Source organism: Streptomyces sp. NPDC052910 (genome assembly GCF_055585605.1).
The window spans coordinates 191,184-204,168 of sequence record NZ_JBVJJR010000006.1 but is presented as its reverse complement, the minus strand read 5'-3'; the positions used below and the strand labels follow the sequence as shown (position 1 = coordinate 204,168).

General features: G+C 74.2%; 13 protein-coding genes and 1 pseudogene. 7 read left to right on the top strand and 7 right to left on the bottom strand.

Going from position 1 to position 12,985, the window contains the following annotated elements:
• Positions 1–380 precede the first annotated feature (380 nt).
• Positions 381–1,487 (bottom strand): PheS-related mystery ligase SrmL, encoded by a 1,107-nt coding sequence (gene srmL / locus ACZ6X9_RS22700; RefSeq protein ID WP_469779807.1) that lies wholly within the window; start codon positions 1,485–1,487, stop codon positions 381–383.
• A 348-nt stretch (positions 1,488–1,835) separates the two neighbouring features.
• On the opposite strand from srmL, the gene ACZ6X9_RS22695 reads away from it, so the two are divergent.
• Complete coding sequence (locus ACZ6X9_RS22695) at positions 1,836–2,132, top strand: hypothetical protein (protein ID WP_469779806.1); 297 nt, start codon at positions 1,836–1,838, stop codon at positions 2,130–2,132.
• A 205-nt stretch (positions 2,133–2,337) separates the two neighbouring features.
• Complete coding sequence (locus ACZ6X9_RS22690; protein ID WP_469779805.1) at positions 2,338–3,279, top strand: NAD-dependent epimerase/dehydratase family protein; 942 nt, start codon at positions 2,338–2,340, stop codon at positions 3,277–3,279.
• 227 nt (positions 3,280–3,506) lie between these two features.
• Here the strand turns inward: ACZ6X9_RS22690 and ACZ6X9_RS22685 are convergent, their stop codons facing one another.
• Both ACZ6X9_RS22685 and ACZ6X9_RS22680 read right to left on the bottom strand, forming a co-directional pair.
• Entirely contained in the window at positions 3,507–3,929 is a 423-nt protein-coding gene (locus ACZ6X9_RS22685) for a cysteine/serine endopeptidase inhibitor (RefSeq protein ID WP_469779804.1), read from the bottom strand.
• Positions 3,930–4,490: 561 nt separating this feature from the next.
• Complete coding sequence (locus ACZ6X9_RS22680) at positions 4,491–6,923, bottom strand: SpoIIE family protein phosphatase (RefSeq protein ID WP_469779803.1); 2,433 nt, start codon at positions 6,921–6,923, stop codon at positions 4,491–4,493.
• Between the two features lie 650 nt (positions 6,924–7,573).
• Here ACZ6X9_RS22680 and ACZ6X9_RS22675 point away from each other — a divergent pair.
• The 3 genes from ACZ6X9_RS22675 (at position 7,574) to ACZ6X9_RS22665 (ending at position 9,852) form a co-directional block, all read left to right on the top strand.
• The gene (locus ACZ6X9_RS22675; protein WP_469779802.1) at positions 7,574–8,125 is read left to right on the top strand and encodes an AAA family ATPase; all 552 of its coding nucleotides are present in this window, start codon (positions 7,574–7,576) and stop codon (positions 8,123–8,125) included.
• 35 nt (positions 8,126–8,160) lie between these two features.
• Positions 8,161–8,856: a DUF4232 domain-containing protein gene (locus tag ACZ6X9_RS22670; protein WP_469779801.1), complete on the top strand. Its 696-nt coding sequence runs from the start codon at positions 8,161–8,163 to the stop codon at positions 8,854–8,856.
• A gap of 393 nt (positions 8,857–9,249) precedes the next feature.
• Positions 9,250–9,852 carry a GTP-binding protein gene (locus ACZ6X9_RS22665; RefSeq protein ID WP_469779800.1) on the top strand — a complete coding sequence of 201 codons (603 nt, stop codon included), beginning with the start codon at positions 9,250–9,252 and terminating at the stop codon, positions 9,850–9,852.
• Positions 9,853–9,924: 72 nt separating this feature from the next.
• On the opposite strand, the gene ACZ6X9_RS22660 is transcribed toward ACZ6X9_RS22665, so the two are convergent.
• Positions 9,925–10,416 (bottom strand): hypothetical protein, encoded by a 492-nt coding sequence (locus tag ACZ6X9_RS22660; protein WP_469779799.1) that lies wholly within the window; start codon positions 10,414–10,416, stop codon positions 9,925–9,927.
• Positions 10,417–10,615: 199 nt separating this feature from the next.
• Between ACZ6X9_RS22660 and ACZ6X9_RS22655 the strand changes: the two are divergent.
• Positions 10,616–10,717: pseudogene (locus tag ACZ6X9_RS22655) on the top strand (alpha/beta hydrolase); the annotation flags it as partial.
• 25 nt (positions 10,718–10,742) lie between these two features.
• Here ACZ6X9_RS22655 and ACZ6X9_RS22650 read toward each other — a convergent pair.
• Entirely contained in the window at positions 10,743–11,210 is a 468-nt protein-coding gene (locus tag ACZ6X9_RS22650) for a hypothetical protein (RefSeq protein ID WP_469779798.1), read from the bottom strand.
• A gap of 153 nt (positions 11,211–11,363) precedes the next feature.
• Between ACZ6X9_RS22650 and ACZ6X9_RS22645 the strand changes: the two genes are divergently transcribed.
• Positions 11,364–11,906, top strand: a complete 543-nt coding sequence (locus ACZ6X9_RS22645; protein ID WP_469779797.1) for a TetR/AcrR family transcriptional regulator — start codon at positions 11,364–11,366, stop codon at positions 11,904–11,906.
• Here the strand turns inward: ACZ6X9_RS22645 and ACZ6X9_RS22640 are convergent.
• A complete protein-coding gene (locus ACZ6X9_RS22640; protein ID WP_469779796.1) occupies positions 11,887–12,456 on the bottom strand; it encodes a flavodoxin family protein in 570 nt (189 codons plus the stop codon). The two genes, ACZ6X9_RS22645 and ACZ6X9_RS22640, sit on opposite strands and share 20 nt — an antisense overlap.
• A 200-nt stretch (positions 12,457–12,656) precedes the next feature.
• Entirely contained in the window at positions 12,657–12,848 is a 192-nt protein-coding gene (locus ACZ6X9_RS22635) for a CsbD family protein (protein ID WP_469779795.1), read from the bottom strand.
• Between the last annotated feature and the right edge of the window lie 137 nt (positions 12,849–12,985).

Sequence of the window (12,985 nt, the reverse complement as noted above, 5' to 3'; positions counted from 1 at the left end):
CTCGTCGGCCCCGGCACGAGGCAGATCAGCGCGCGCCGCGCCGCCACAGCCACCGCCGCCGTGGCCGGCGTCCTGTCGACCCTGGGCGGTCTGACCGTCGCCGCCCCCGCCGCCCCTGCCAAGCCGCTCCTTCCGCTCCCGACTCCCGGGCCGCGGGTCGCGGTTCTCGCACCGGGAGAGGGAGCGGACCCGTTCGGTGTCCAGCACACGATTTCGGACACGGTCGAAGATCCACTGGTCAGGTCTGCAGCACCGCGGCAGGGCTCCTGCGCGGCCTGTTCACCCGGTCGCTCACCCCAGCGGGCACCGGCGGCGGACGGCAGGCCGGTAGCCGGAGGAGGACTCCGGCTACCGCCACGGAAACCCTGCCGGCTCCCGGCCTACCGGGGGCCGCCGCCCCGGTGGACGGCGGCGTGGACACGGTCGCGCATCACATTGGCGTCGTGGTCGGTGAGGGTGCGGTCCAGGTGCCGCAGGACCACCTTGAGGAGAACGTTCTTCTGGTCCGGGCGGGCGCCGAGCCGTTCCAGGGCCTGCGGCGGGAGCTCCGCGCACGGCGTCTCCGCGAGGATCTCGACCGTCTCCACACAGTCGGCGTCCGGGCCGAGGGCGTCGCGGACCCGGTCGCCGAGGTCCTCGGCCGAGTCGTCGTGGTCGACGGCGACGGACACGTCCCGGCGGACGGCGGGCATGGTGGAGACGGCCCGGTAAGGGGCCAGGTCGGTCATCTGGGCGGCGACGGCCGGCCGGGCCGAGCGCAGCAGGCGGATGTCCGGAACACCCTTGCGGAGCATGAGTATCCGGTCGAGTCCCATGCCGAGCGCGAGGCCGCTCCACGAGGCGTCGAGACCGGCCCGCTCCAGCACCTCGGGGTGGGCCAGGCCGCATTCCGCCACCTCGACCCACTCGCCGTCGCGGTCGACGTCCACCTGGCGGCCGGCGAGGGTGTACGGGTGCGCACGTTCCTCGTGGCGGTGGCGCGCCCCGGGGAGGAGCGCTTCGAGGAGGGCGGCGACCATCCCGTCCAGGTCGTCCGTGGTCAGGGCGGCCGGGCGGCGGGTGACGCGCCAGAGGTCGAGCTGGTGGGGAGTGCCGGTGTGCAGACGGTCGATGCTGTCGCGGCGGTAGACCAGGCCGGGACAGACCAGGAGCACGTCGTCGGCCGGTTCCGCGGCCAGGGCCCGCAGCGCGGCCGGCACCAGGGCGCTGGAGTGGCTGCGCAGCATGTGCCGGTCGTCCACGTAGCGGGTGTGACGGGAGTCGCGGGTGACGGCGTCGGGGCGATAGCCCAGGTTGTCGTAATTGTCCTCGACGGTGACGACGCGTGCACCGCGGCACCAGCGGACTTCGCAGCCCCAGCGACTCGCGAGCGCCTGAACGGCCTGCTCGAGGACGAGTTGGAGGGCGTGCGGTCCGGCGGCGGGATCGGTGAGGTCCCGGAGGGACAGATCACGGGCGAGCTGTTCGGGGGAGAGGTGCGCGGGCATGGCGGCCTCCTGGCCAAGTCAAGGGCGATGACGGGGGATGCGGAATCCCCCCGGCCCCTGGGCCCGGCCGCGAGACGGGGTCAGCCGACTCGGCTCCGGGAACGCGGCGACGTCCGACCCCTGCGGCGCCCGTCGGGGGCCGGGGGGCCGGTAAATCGGCGGGAGATCGCTACGACGGCCACGCCGGGACTATAACCGGACCCGGCGTCGGGCCTCGCTGGTTTTTTCTCCGTACCCCGGCCGCCCGCCCCCGGTGTTGATCACTCCTGGTCGGATTCCGGCGCCAAGTCCACGGTTCTCGGCCGATGTTGTGACAGAGTCCGCAGCGGTTGGCTACGCTCCGCCGATATGACACCGGAGGAAGAACAGCAGCTGATCGCGCTCGCGCCGGACATCGACGCCGCCGCGATCAGGATGCTGCGGCGTATGTGCGGTTCCACGGCGCCCGAGGACGAGATCGCCGGGGCGGCCCGGGCGACCGCCGAGGAGGTGCTGGCCGAACACGGCCCACAGGGCCTGGTCCTGCTGGTGATGAACCTCGCGGTCTGTCTGTCCGTGGAGATCGAGCACCGGGCCGTGGGCACCGGCACCACGGTGGAGGCCGTGCTCGACGAGCTCGAACTGATCACGCGGTCGGACGACTGACCGGGCGTACGGCCGTTGCGGTCATCAGGCCGACCGGGCCGGCCGGTCGGCCGGGCCGGCCGGTCGGCCGGGCCGGCAGGTCGGTCCGGGGTCGCCGGCGGACGCCGCCGGTCGTGGCGGAGCACCGGGCCTCTCGGAAGAGAGGGCGACCGCAGGGGCCCGGGGCGTCCGTCGGGGTGCCGGCCTTACGCGCTAGGGTGCGCCGGTGGATCTTTACATCGTCGTCGGATTCGGGCCCGCCGGAGCGGCCACCGCCAGGCTGTTGGCCGAACAGGGCCACGCCGTACGCGTCGTCACCAGGTCGGGCCGCGCCCCCGAACCCGGCATCGAGCACATCGCCCTGGACGCGGCGGACGGGAAACGGCTCACCGAGGCCGCCCGGGGCGCCACCGCGATCCTCGGCTGCGCGGCACCGCCCTACCACCGCTGGACGAAGGAGTGGCCGCCGCTGGCCGCGTCGCTCCGCGAGGCGGCCGAGGCGACCGGAGCGGTTCTGGTCATGCTCGGCAACCTCTACGGCTACGGTCCGGTGGACGGGCCCCTGACGGAGGACCTGCCGCTCGCGGCGACCGGGCCGAAGGGCGGGGTGCGCGCCGCCGCCTGGGAACGGGCGCGGACCCTGCACGAACAGGGGCGTCTCAAGGCGGTCGAGGTACGGGCCTCCGACTTCTTCGGTCCCGGCGTGACCGACGGCGGTCACCTGGCCGGACGTTTCGTGCCGCCGCTGCTCCGCGGCAAGGCGGTCAGCGCGCTCGGCGACCCCGACGTCCCGCACAGTTGGACCTACCTCCCCGACGTGGCCAGGGCGTTGGTGGAGGTCGCGGGCGAGGAACGGGCCTGGGGACGCGTGTGGCACGTCCCGACGGAACCGCCGCTGTCCGTACGGGAGATGGCGGACCGTCTCGCCGCCGCGGCCGGGACCGCACCGGCCGCCGTCCGCGCGATGCCGCCGGCCGTCCTGGGCGTCGCGTCGCTGTTCTCCCCGCTGCTCCGCGAACTCAAGGAGATCCGCTACCAGTTCGACCGGCCCTTCGTCGTCGACTCCGGCGCCTACCGGGCCGCGTTCACGGTCCGCGCCACGCCCGTCGACGAGCAGGTCGAGGCCACGGTCGCGTGGTGGCGGGAGCGCCTGGCCGCCGGCGCGTGACACGGGCCCGTCCGCCGCGCGGCGGACGGGTGGCCGGGCTGCGGCTCGGCACCACGAAAAGCGAAGGGGCATGCTTTTCCGTGGGCGAAGTGGCGAAGTGGCGAAGTGATGGAGCGGCGGAGCGGCGGAGTGGCCGAGTTTCGGAGACCCGGATTCGGCCGGACGCCCGCCCCGCCGGGCCCCTTCCGTGCGAGAGGAAAGGGCCCGGCGTACCGCACTGCGGAAGGTCAGCGGACGAACTTCCAGGTGATCCCGTTGACCACACCCCGGTCCAGCGGCGCGAGCTTACGGAATGCCGTCTGGCTGAGGTCTATGTGCGTCCGGTCACAGGACGGACACTTGTCCCTGACCGGAACCCGTATGGTCTTGCCGTTGTAGGAGACCTCCACCGAAACGCCTCTGCACAGCGGGTCGTTGTTCGGGTTGGGGCTGGTCCACCACGCGGCGGGCACCGCGACCAGGTCCTGCGACGAGGCGTCGATCGGCGTTCCGCAGGCGCCGTAACCCTTGTCGTTGTAGTACGTCATCTTGCCGGTCATCTTCTGGCCGATCGGAATGTCGGCCGACGCCGGCCCCGCACCGAGGGCGATACCCGTGGCGGCGGCGACCAGAGCGCAGGCGGTGAAACGAACTCGCCTGAATTGACGCATGATGATGTCTCCTCCTGAGGCAGGGGAATTCCACACGCGAAGCCGGAGCCGGAAAGGAGTCCTCGACTCGGTCGCCGGCTCGGCCGTCGCCTTGGCGGGCGACTCGGCCGTCGGCTTCGGGACCCATGGATTTCACGGTCCCCGGTGTCCCCGCAACCCCCATTGGCCTCAGTTGTCCGGAACTGAGTGCTCTATGAACTCAGTTGGGCCGGAACGCCATCGGTCCGTCCGAAAACACACCTGAACACCCGGGCGGGACGAAACGCCTTGGTACGGTGAAACATCCGGCACGACGGACGTCGGTGCCCCACGGGCACCGGAACCGGAGGAAGGGGGCGTACCGGACCGCCGAACGGAAGGGTCCGGTCCGGCGCGCCGCAGGTACGGGCGTCACCCGGGCCGTCGGGTCATGGCGGTGCCGTTTCACGGCGGTGCCGTTCGCGGGGCCCTTCGTGGAGCCGTCCGCCGAGCGCGGGGGAGTGAGTGGTGCGGAGCGAGCGCGAGTCGGCCCGGCCCGCGCCCCTCGTGGTCCCGGCCCGGCCCCGCCGGGCTCGTCGCCCGTCAGGCGCGCGGTGCGGACTCCGGGGGGAGATGGACGGAGAGTAGGCACACGTCGTCGCGCTGCTCGTCGGGGAGCAGCCGGGCGAGCAGCGCGTCGAGGGAGCCGGCGCCGCCGCGCGCGGAGACGCTCCGGGCGGCCTCGACGAGCCGGTCGAGGCCGACGTCCAGATGCTCGCCGGGGCGCTCGATCAGCCCGTCGGTGTACATCAGCAGATGGTCACCGGGCTCGATCCGGCACGTGGCCTCCTCGTAGGAGGGCCGCAGGGTCGCGCCGAGCAGTACGCCCTCCGGCGGGGTCAGGTACTCCGGCTTGCCCTGGCGGAGGAGCAGGGGCGGCGGGTGGCCGGCCTGGGCCCAGGTCAGGCAGCGGTCGGTGGGGTCGTACCGCCCGAGGACCATGGTGGCCGTGGCGTGCCCGTCCGGGGTGTGCAGCAGCAGGGTGTTGAGCCGGTGCAGGGCGCCGGTCAGCGAGGAGCCGGTGAACACCATTCCTTTCGCGGTGAAGCGCAGTTGTGCCATGGTGGCCACCGCGTCGATGCCGTGTCCGGCGACGTCCCCGACGGCGAAGAGGACGCAGCCGTCGGGCATCTCGACGGCGCTGTACCAGTCGCCGCCCACGCTGAGGTCGTCGTGGGACGGCAGGTAGGCGACGTCGACGCGGAGGTCCGCGAGGTTCAGCGACTGGGTGGGCAGCGGCAGCAGCGCGTGCTGGAGCCGCGCCGCGACCAGGCGTTCCGTCTGGAGCACGTTGCGCTGGGCGAGCACTGCCTGCTGGGACTCCAGCAGGGCCAGCTCGGCGCGGCGCCGGGCGGTGAGGTCCTGGATGACGCCGTGCACCTCGACGGGTGTGCCGTCGGCGTCCGGCACAATCTCGGCGACGACCCTGAGGTGCTTGACGCCGGAGGTGGTGGCGAACCGGAACAGGTGGTCCATGGGCGTTCCGTCGTCGAGGAGCGCCTGGATGGCCCGGGCGAAGCCCGGCAGGTCCTCGGGCAGCAGGTGGCGCGGCAGCTCGTCGAGGCGCATCGGCCCGAGCGAGCGGTCGCGGTCCAGGATGTCGTAGACCTGCGGTGACCAGGTGACGGTGTCGGTGGCCAGGTTCCAGTCGGTCCAGCCGAGGTTGCCGAGCCGCTGGAGGTCGGCGAGCAGTTCGCGCTGCCGGGTCTCGGTGTCGTGGCCGGTCCAGCAGACGACGAGGGAGCCGCCCAGCCGCGCCACCCGCACCGAGTAGACGGACTGGCGGCGGACGCCCGCGACGACCTCCTCGTAGGCGAACGGTTCGCTCTGGTACGGCTGCCCGGTCTCCAGGGTGTGCAGGTAGCCGTGCCAGGCCGAGGATCCGGCCATGGTGGGGTAGCACTCCAGGACGCGCAGGCCGACGAGCTGGCGGCCCCGCCGGCCGGCGACGTCGACGGACTGCGGGGCGGCGGCGTCGACGCGGAAGTCCTCGACCGCGCCCGTCGCCGACCGCAGGGGCGTGAGCAGGGCCGCAGGGCCCATGAGCGCGTCGAAGACGCTCTGGACGTGTTCGGTGAGGAGTGGGCCGGGCCGGCCGTCCGCCGTGTCGCACATGTGCAAGCTCCCCGCGCAGAGTCGCGCCACCGCCCGCAGCAGTTCCCGGACGGCGGGGTCGAAGGGGGCGTCGACCGTGCGGAGGACGCCCAGGGCCGCGGTGACCGTGCCGCCGGTGATCACGGGGAGCCAGGCCCGCGTGGACCACCGGTGGGTCGCCTCGCCGATCAGGTGGTACCGCCGGGCGTCCCCCTCGGGGTCCTCCAGCCAGACGGCCTCGCCCCGGCGGACGACATCCTGCGCGGCGATGCCGCTGACCGGCGGCACGGACCGCCACTGGGCGGCGACGGCGGCCCCGACGCCGGCGTGGCCGCCGAGCTCCAGCACGCCGTCCGGCGTGCTGAGGAAGATCATTACGGCGTCGGCGCACACGGGCGGCCCCGACAGGTGGTCCAGCAGCGTTCCGGCGAGCTCCGCGAGGCCCGTGACGCGGGCCAGGGCCTCGCCGACGGAGCCCAGGACCTCCGCGTGCGTCCGGTGCGGTGCGGGCCGCGGCGGGCCGTCGCGGGTGTACCGCGTGGGGTCGAACAGCGAGCCGCCCGCCGGTCCGTCCGAGCCGGGAGCCCTCCGGGCGGCGGGGACGCCGCCGGCCTGCGGCAGGTCGCCCAGGACGATCCAGCACTCCTCTATCAACGTCCGGCCGGCGGTGCGGGCGCGCCGCGTCAGGCGCTCGAAGGCCGCCGTGGCGGAACAGTCGGAGCGCGCCATCAGGACACCCTTGGCGCGCTCCAGCACCGCCGTGGTGGAGGACAACTGCTCCAGCCGCTCGTTCTCCGCCCGTAGCTTGGCCACCACCTTCGCCAGTGCGACGACGTCGGGTTCGACGCCGGACTTCTCGTCCTGGACAGACTCGCTCGTCACGCCCCGAGCATGGCACAGTCGGCCGCCACCCGGCCCGTTTCCGCACATCAGGACGAGTGGACGGACGAGGGTTCGGGTGCTGACGCGGGTGCGGCCCCTCCGCTCATGCTCTCAGGAACCGCCGTGCCGTGGAGGGGAGTTCGAGAGACGGTGGCCGGCGGTCATCGGGGAGGGAGCGGACCGCCCGGAACCGGCGGAACGAGCGGAAGACCGTGATCCGGTTCACTGCCGGGCCGGGCGAACCGGTGCAAGATCGGACCGATGGCCGTTCCGCCCTCCTGAAACGCCCCCGCACCACCGCTTTCGCCTCCGCCCCGCACCACCGCGGCCCGCGCGCGGGGCCGGCCCGCCCGAGCCCGCCCGGAGCCGCCGGGACACGCCGGGAGAGGACACGAAACGGTGAACGGGCCCCTGACGGGCGGGCCGCCCTCGCGACCGGGGCGGCCCGCGGCCGGGGGCGGCGCGCCTCGTGCGGCCGGCCGGTCACCGGCGCTTGTTACGATCGCCGCACCGGCCGGCCCGGCCCCGCCGCGTTCGCGGCACTGCCCGCCGCCACCACGACGGAGCGGCGCCGTCGGGAAGAGCGCGACGGCGCCGCACCTTCCGGAAGAGAAGGAGCGGCACCTTCCGTAAGAGAAGGAGAGGAAGAAATGCCGGAGGACTTCTTCCGGGGCCTGGTCGTCGACACCGAGCCCGCGTCCGCCGCCTACCTCGTCGTCGGCATCCCCGGGTCCGGGAAAAGCTCGGTGTCCGCCGCGCTCGCCCGGCGCTTCCCCCGCGGCGCGCACATCGAGGGCGACCACCTCCAGGAACTCATCGTCTCCGGCGGGCACCTGCCCTCGCCGGAGGAGGACCCGGAGGCCGACCGCCAACTGCTGCTGCGAGCCCGGAACGCCTCGGCGCTCGCCCACAGCTTCCACGCCGCCGGCGTCGTCCCCGTCATCGACGACGTGGTCGTCCGGCGCGCGCACCTCGACTACTACCTGGAGCGGCTGGACGGCCTGCCGCTGCACCTCGTCGTCCTCGCGCCCACCCCGGACGCCGTCGCCCGGCGGCTCGCCGCACGGGACAAGGTGCTGGCCGACGACTGGTCGTTCCTCGACCGGGCCATGCGGGCCGAGCTCCACGGCCGCGGGACGTGGTTCGACAGCTCCGGGATGACCCTCGGCGAGACCGTCGACGCGATCCTTGCCACGGGCTGAGCGGCCGCAGGGAGGCGCGTGGGAGGATCCGCCCGATGAACCGGACCGTGTGGAACCACGCCTGCGTCCCGCTGCTGATCGTCTCCTCGGCCGCCGCACTGACCGCCTGCGGACGGTCCGACCCCGCGCCGAGCGTACGGGCCCGGCCCCTGCCGACGGCTGCCGCGCGCACCGCCCCGGCCCGCCCGTCGCCGTCCGGCGCCCCGCGGCCCGGCATGGCCCGCCCGCTGCCGAGCGACTACGCGCCCTACGGTGAGCGGCTCCGGAACACCCCGGCCATGACGGGCTCTCCGGCCGCCTGCCCGCGCGACGGCCTGCGGATCACGGCCGAGCCGGTCGAGGGCGCCATGGGGCTGCGCAGTATGACCGTGCGGCTGGACAACTGCGGAGCCCGTCCCCGGACCGTCGAGGGCCACCCCGGTGTCCGGGTCCTGGGGGAGAAGGGGAAGGTCCTCGACGTCGCGGTGCGCGACGACGTCAGGGCCGTAGCCCGCTCCGGCGTGCCGAACACCCCGTCCCGCCCGGTGACCCTGCGCCCCGGTGCGGCGGCCGTGACCGTGGTGCTGTGGCGCGACACATACGACGACACCGGCCGTCCCCCACTGCTCGGCCGTCGCCTGGAGGTGACCCCGGCTCCCGGCGAGCGTGCCCAGGCCGTCGAGCCGGAGGGCGGCGTGGACCTGGGGGGCACGGACGAGTTGGCGGTCGACGCCTGGCGGCCCGTGCACTGAGCGCGGCCTGCGGGGCGTACGCGCGTGTGAACTGAGCACAACATGCGGGCGTACGCGCGTGCGGAGGGTGAACCGGGAGCCTGTCGGGTCGGGGATCGACAGCGTGTCCCGGCCGGTGCCCGGGGCTTGCCGCCCTGCCCCTCGACCCGGCTCGGCCCCGGCCCCTCGCCGAGACGGGCGTGAGGGGTGCGCGGCCGTCCGGGCGCGAGTACACGCCCCGACGTCCGACGCGTCCGCCCTCTCCGCGAGCCTCCCGCGCTCCCGGCGCCCCGTCACGCGACCGCATCGCGGTGGGGGCCCGGGGCACCCGCGCGGTGACGGGCGCCGGAGAACGGGCCCGGGAGGCACCGAGCAGGCCGCGGACACCGGGAAGCCGGAAGAGAGGACACGCTCATGAGCGGGCAACGCGGAGGACCACGCCACAGGAAGCATCGGACCATCGGGACGATCGGACACCGGGGGCACGGCAAGACCACCCTGGCCGTCGCGGCGGGCAAGGCCGCGGCGAAGACGTACCGGCAGGACGCCGGCGCCGTCGAACGGATCGTGGAGGCCGCGGGCAGCACCCGGGCCGCGCTCGCCCCGTACAGCACCCACAGCGCGTACGCCACACCCGGGTGCCACTACACCCACTTCGACACGGCGGCCGGCCACGTCGGCGACCTGCTCGACCTGGCGCCGCTGGACGGCGTCGTCCTCGTCGTCTCGGCGCTCGGCGCCGTGCCCCCGCAGGCCCGTGAACACCTGCGCCTCGCCCGGGGAGCGGGGGTGCGGCGGCTCGCGGTGTTCCTCAACAAGTGCGACGCGCTCGCCGACCCCGAGGCGGCCGAACCGGCCGAGGAAGCGGTCCGGGCGCTCCTCCGGGAACAAGGGCTCGACGACGACCCGGTTCCCATCGTCCGCGGATCCGCCCTGCAGGCCCTGGCCGGGGACATGTTCTGGGAGGCGTCCGTCATCGAGCTGATGGAGGCCCTGGACACCCGCATGCACACCTGAGACGTCCCGCGCCCCCAGGCGTCGGCGGTACGGGCCGCGGTCCGGCGCCCGCGCGGGGGTCCGCTCCGCGTGTCAGCCCGCGAAACAGAAGACGCAGCCCTCCAAGAGGGGCAGCGAACTCAGCACCCGGTGCCGTACGCATGAGGCCGTCGCCGCCTCGTCCGGCCCGGGGAGGGTCTCCCCGTCGTCCCGGGCCGCGGCCGGGTCGAACCCTTCGACCATCTCCCGGAACCGGCGCAGGTACTTCTCCGCGAACGGCGGGAAGTAGTTCAGCTCGTCCCAGCGGTGCCGGCGCAGCGCCAGGTCGGTGACGCGCAGCACGAAGTCCTTGGCCGCCGCCCGCTCGCGCGCGGTCCGTCCCCAGTCGAGGGCCGCCAGGTCGAAACCGACGGCACCCCGTCCCATGACGGACTGGTCCTGCCGGGCGAGCAGCGCGGCGAACCGGTGGTCCCAGGGCCGCTCCGCCAAGTCGGACACCGCCAGCGTGAGCACGTCGACGAAGACCGCCGTACCCCCGTTGGACAGGTACAGACGCAGATCACCGGCGGAGAAGACATTGCCCACACCCCACACCCTACGGGCGGTACGCGCGGCGGAAACACCCGGACCGCGACCGGCACCGGGACGCGCCGGACGGGCCCACGGGCGCGCACCCCGTGCCCGGCCACGACCCCACCACCGACCGGGTACGGCTGTCGGCGGCCCTTGGGTCGCTCGAACTCGCCGCCCGCGGTGGCGACGGAGGTCGCCGCGAACGAGGGCCGGCGGTCATTGGGAGCGGGCCGAGATGGACACCGGTCACTGGCCGATGTTCTCCCGGCCGCGGGAACTGGCGGGCATCCTGCTGGAGGCGGCCGCCGCCTGACCGGCCGCTCCCCACCGCCCCGGGCTCAGCGGACCAGGGGCGCGGCCCGCGCCACGAACTCCTCGACGGCCCGTCTCGCCCGGGTGTTCCGGGCGTCGTGGTCGTCCTGGTCCCGGGCGTTGGAGATGTCCACCGCACACGCGTAGGCGTGTCCGGCCGCCGTGTTCACCACCGGGGCGTCGGTGAGGAGCCGCACCCGGTACAGGGCCTGCCGGGCCACCGTACGGCGGCGGTGGGCCTCGTCGCGCGCCGCGATGTACGCCTCGGTGTCCGGTGCCTCCAGCCGGCGGTACCAGCGTTCCGCCTGGCCGTGCCGGTAGTCCTCCAACGCCTCGGCGAACGCGCTGTACGTCGTCATGCGTTCCCGCCTGAGCGCTTCGGACCGGGCGAACGATTCGCCGCGCTCGGACACGCGGCGCTGCAGGAAGTGCGTGATCACGGAACCGAGCAGTGTTCCCGCGACCGCCACGGCACTCGTCCAGATGGCTTCCACGGCGCCAGCCGATCACACCGGGGCATGGTGTGGCCACGGGACGAGGGTGTGAGGTGTGGCGCGGAGCCCTTCCGGCCCGCAGGGCCCGGTTCACCGTCCGCCGCGCGCACCCGCCTCCCGTTCCGCCACGGCCCGGTACCGCGCGGCGAGCGCGTGGAACGCGGCCTTCGGTTGACGTACGAGGCGGTGGCCGCCCGCGCCGGCACCGGCCGGCCGGTCCTCTACCGCCGGTGGCCGACGAAGCGGGAGCTCGTCCTCGCCGCGCTGGGGCACCGGGCCCCGCCCCTGCCGGACGGGCCGCCCGACACCGGCGGGCTGCGGGGCGACGTCCTCGCGGTGCTGCGCCTCGTCGTCCGGCGGATGGCCGAACTCGCCCCCGTCCGGCAGGTGCTCGCCGCGGAGACGGACCGGGACACGGACCTGTCCGCCTGCCTCGTGTCCCGCAACCGCGACCCGGGCGGCGACTGGATGCGGACGGTCCTCGACCGCGCGGTCCGCCGCGGCGAGATCGCCCCGGCGGCACCGCTCCCGGACCGGCTGGTCACCCTGCCGGTGGTGCTGACCGTCCACGACCTGCTCGTGGCCCACCGCACGCCGGCCGAGGCCTACTTGGAGGAGATCGTGGACGTACTGTTCCTGCCGCTCCTCCGGCGGGACGCCGAGCCGGGGCCCGGCGTCAGCGGTCCCCGGCCGTGAAGAGCGTCTTGGCCGACGCGAGGACGTCGGTGTCACGGAGGATGTCGCCGGGCCGGTTGCCGTGCCCGACGAGGGAGCCGCCCCAGCGCATGCCCATGTACTCGGCGGACAGCCGCAGGGTGCCGAGCAGGGGCTCGGCCACCGTGTCCACGTCGTGGCTCGTGGTGGTGACGGCCCACATCGTCTTGCCCCGCATCCGCTCCCGGAAGCGCAGCTCCCGTGTGTTGAGCCAGCCGCCCCAGTAATCCAGGTACAGCTTGGTGGAGGCGGACACGCTGTACCAGTAGAGCGGTGAGGCGACGACCAGATCCGTCGCTTCGAACGTGGCGTCCAGCAGCAGCTTCTCGTTGCCGGTCGGTTCGTCGCGGGCACGCCCCTCCGCATGGCGCAGGTCGTCGAACGCGGGCAGCGGCAGGTCCGCGAGCCGCAACCACCGCCGGGGCACGCGTGCCGGCAACTGGTCGGCGGCGTGCCGGGCGAGTGCCTCGGTGTTCCCGTCGGTGCGGGAACTGCCCAGCAGGAAGAGGAAACGCCGGTCGGCGTCGTGCATGGCGATGTGCCCCCCTTGATGAGCCGGTGCCGTGGCCGACGCCCGTAACCGTCGCCACCCCCGGCGTCGGCTGCAACATCACGGCCCGAACGGGCATTCCCTCGCCGTCAGCGCCTCGCCGCGCCTCGGCACCGCACCCGGCACCCGGAGGGCGTGAGGCGGCCCTCCGGGCGTGCGGCTCTCCGGGTGGGTTGTGTGTGTCACCTGCCCTTGTGCTGTTTCCGCTCCGCCGCGTGCCGGGCCTTCGCCACCGCGTCGTGGAGCTCGCCCTTGGCCTTCTGGATGCGGCCCTCGGACTGTGTCTTCCGGTCGCCGGTCACCCGGCCCAGGGTCTCCTTCAGCCGGCCCTTGGTCTGGTCGGCCTTGGCCTTCGTCCTGTCCTTGGCGCTCATGTCGGCGCTGCCCTTCGCTTCGCTTGCAGAGGGTCGGGACGGCCGGCGCCCGGTACGGCGCGCCCCCGCCCCGGTTTCCAGTGTCGTCCGGCCCGGTGCGGCGCGCACGCCGTGGCCCGGACGGCGGTCTCGCGGTG

Bases quoted from the DNA above. Each gene is read 5' to 3' on its own strand.
- ACZ6X9_RS22675 (WP_469779802.1), top strand. From the start codon at position 7,574: ATGCCGGAGGACTTCTTCCGGGGCCTGGTCGTCGACACCGAGCCCGCG.
- ACZ6X9_RS22635 (WP_469779795.1), bottom strand. From the start codon at position 12,848: ATGAGCGCCAAGGACAGGACGAAGGCCAAGGCCGACCAGACCAAGGGC.
- ACZ6X9_RS22685 (WP_469779804.1), bottom strand. From the start codon at position 3,929: ATGCGTCAATTCAGGCGAGTTCGTTTCACCGCCTGCGCTCTGGTCGCC.
- ACZ6X9_RS22640 (WP_469779796.1), bottom strand. From the start codon at position 12,456: ATGCACGACGCCGACCGGCGTTTCCTCTTCCTGCTGGGCAGTTCCCGC.
- srmL (WP_469779807.1), bottom strand. From the start codon at position 1,487: ATGCCCGCGCACCTCTCCCCCGAACAGCTCGCCCGTGATCTGTCCCTC.
- ACZ6X9_RS22670 (WP_469779801.1), top strand. From the start codon at position 8,161: ATGAACCGGACCGTGTGGAACCACGCCTGCGTCCCGCTGCTGATCGTC.
- ACZ6X9_RS22665 (WP_469779800.1), top strand. From the start codon at position 9,250: ATGAGCGGGCAACGCGGAGGACCACGCCACAGGAAGCATCGGACCATC.
- ACZ6X9_RS22695 (WP_469779806.1), top strand. From the start codon at position 1,836: ATGACACCGGAGGAAGAACAGCAGCTGATCGCGCTCGCGCCGGACATC.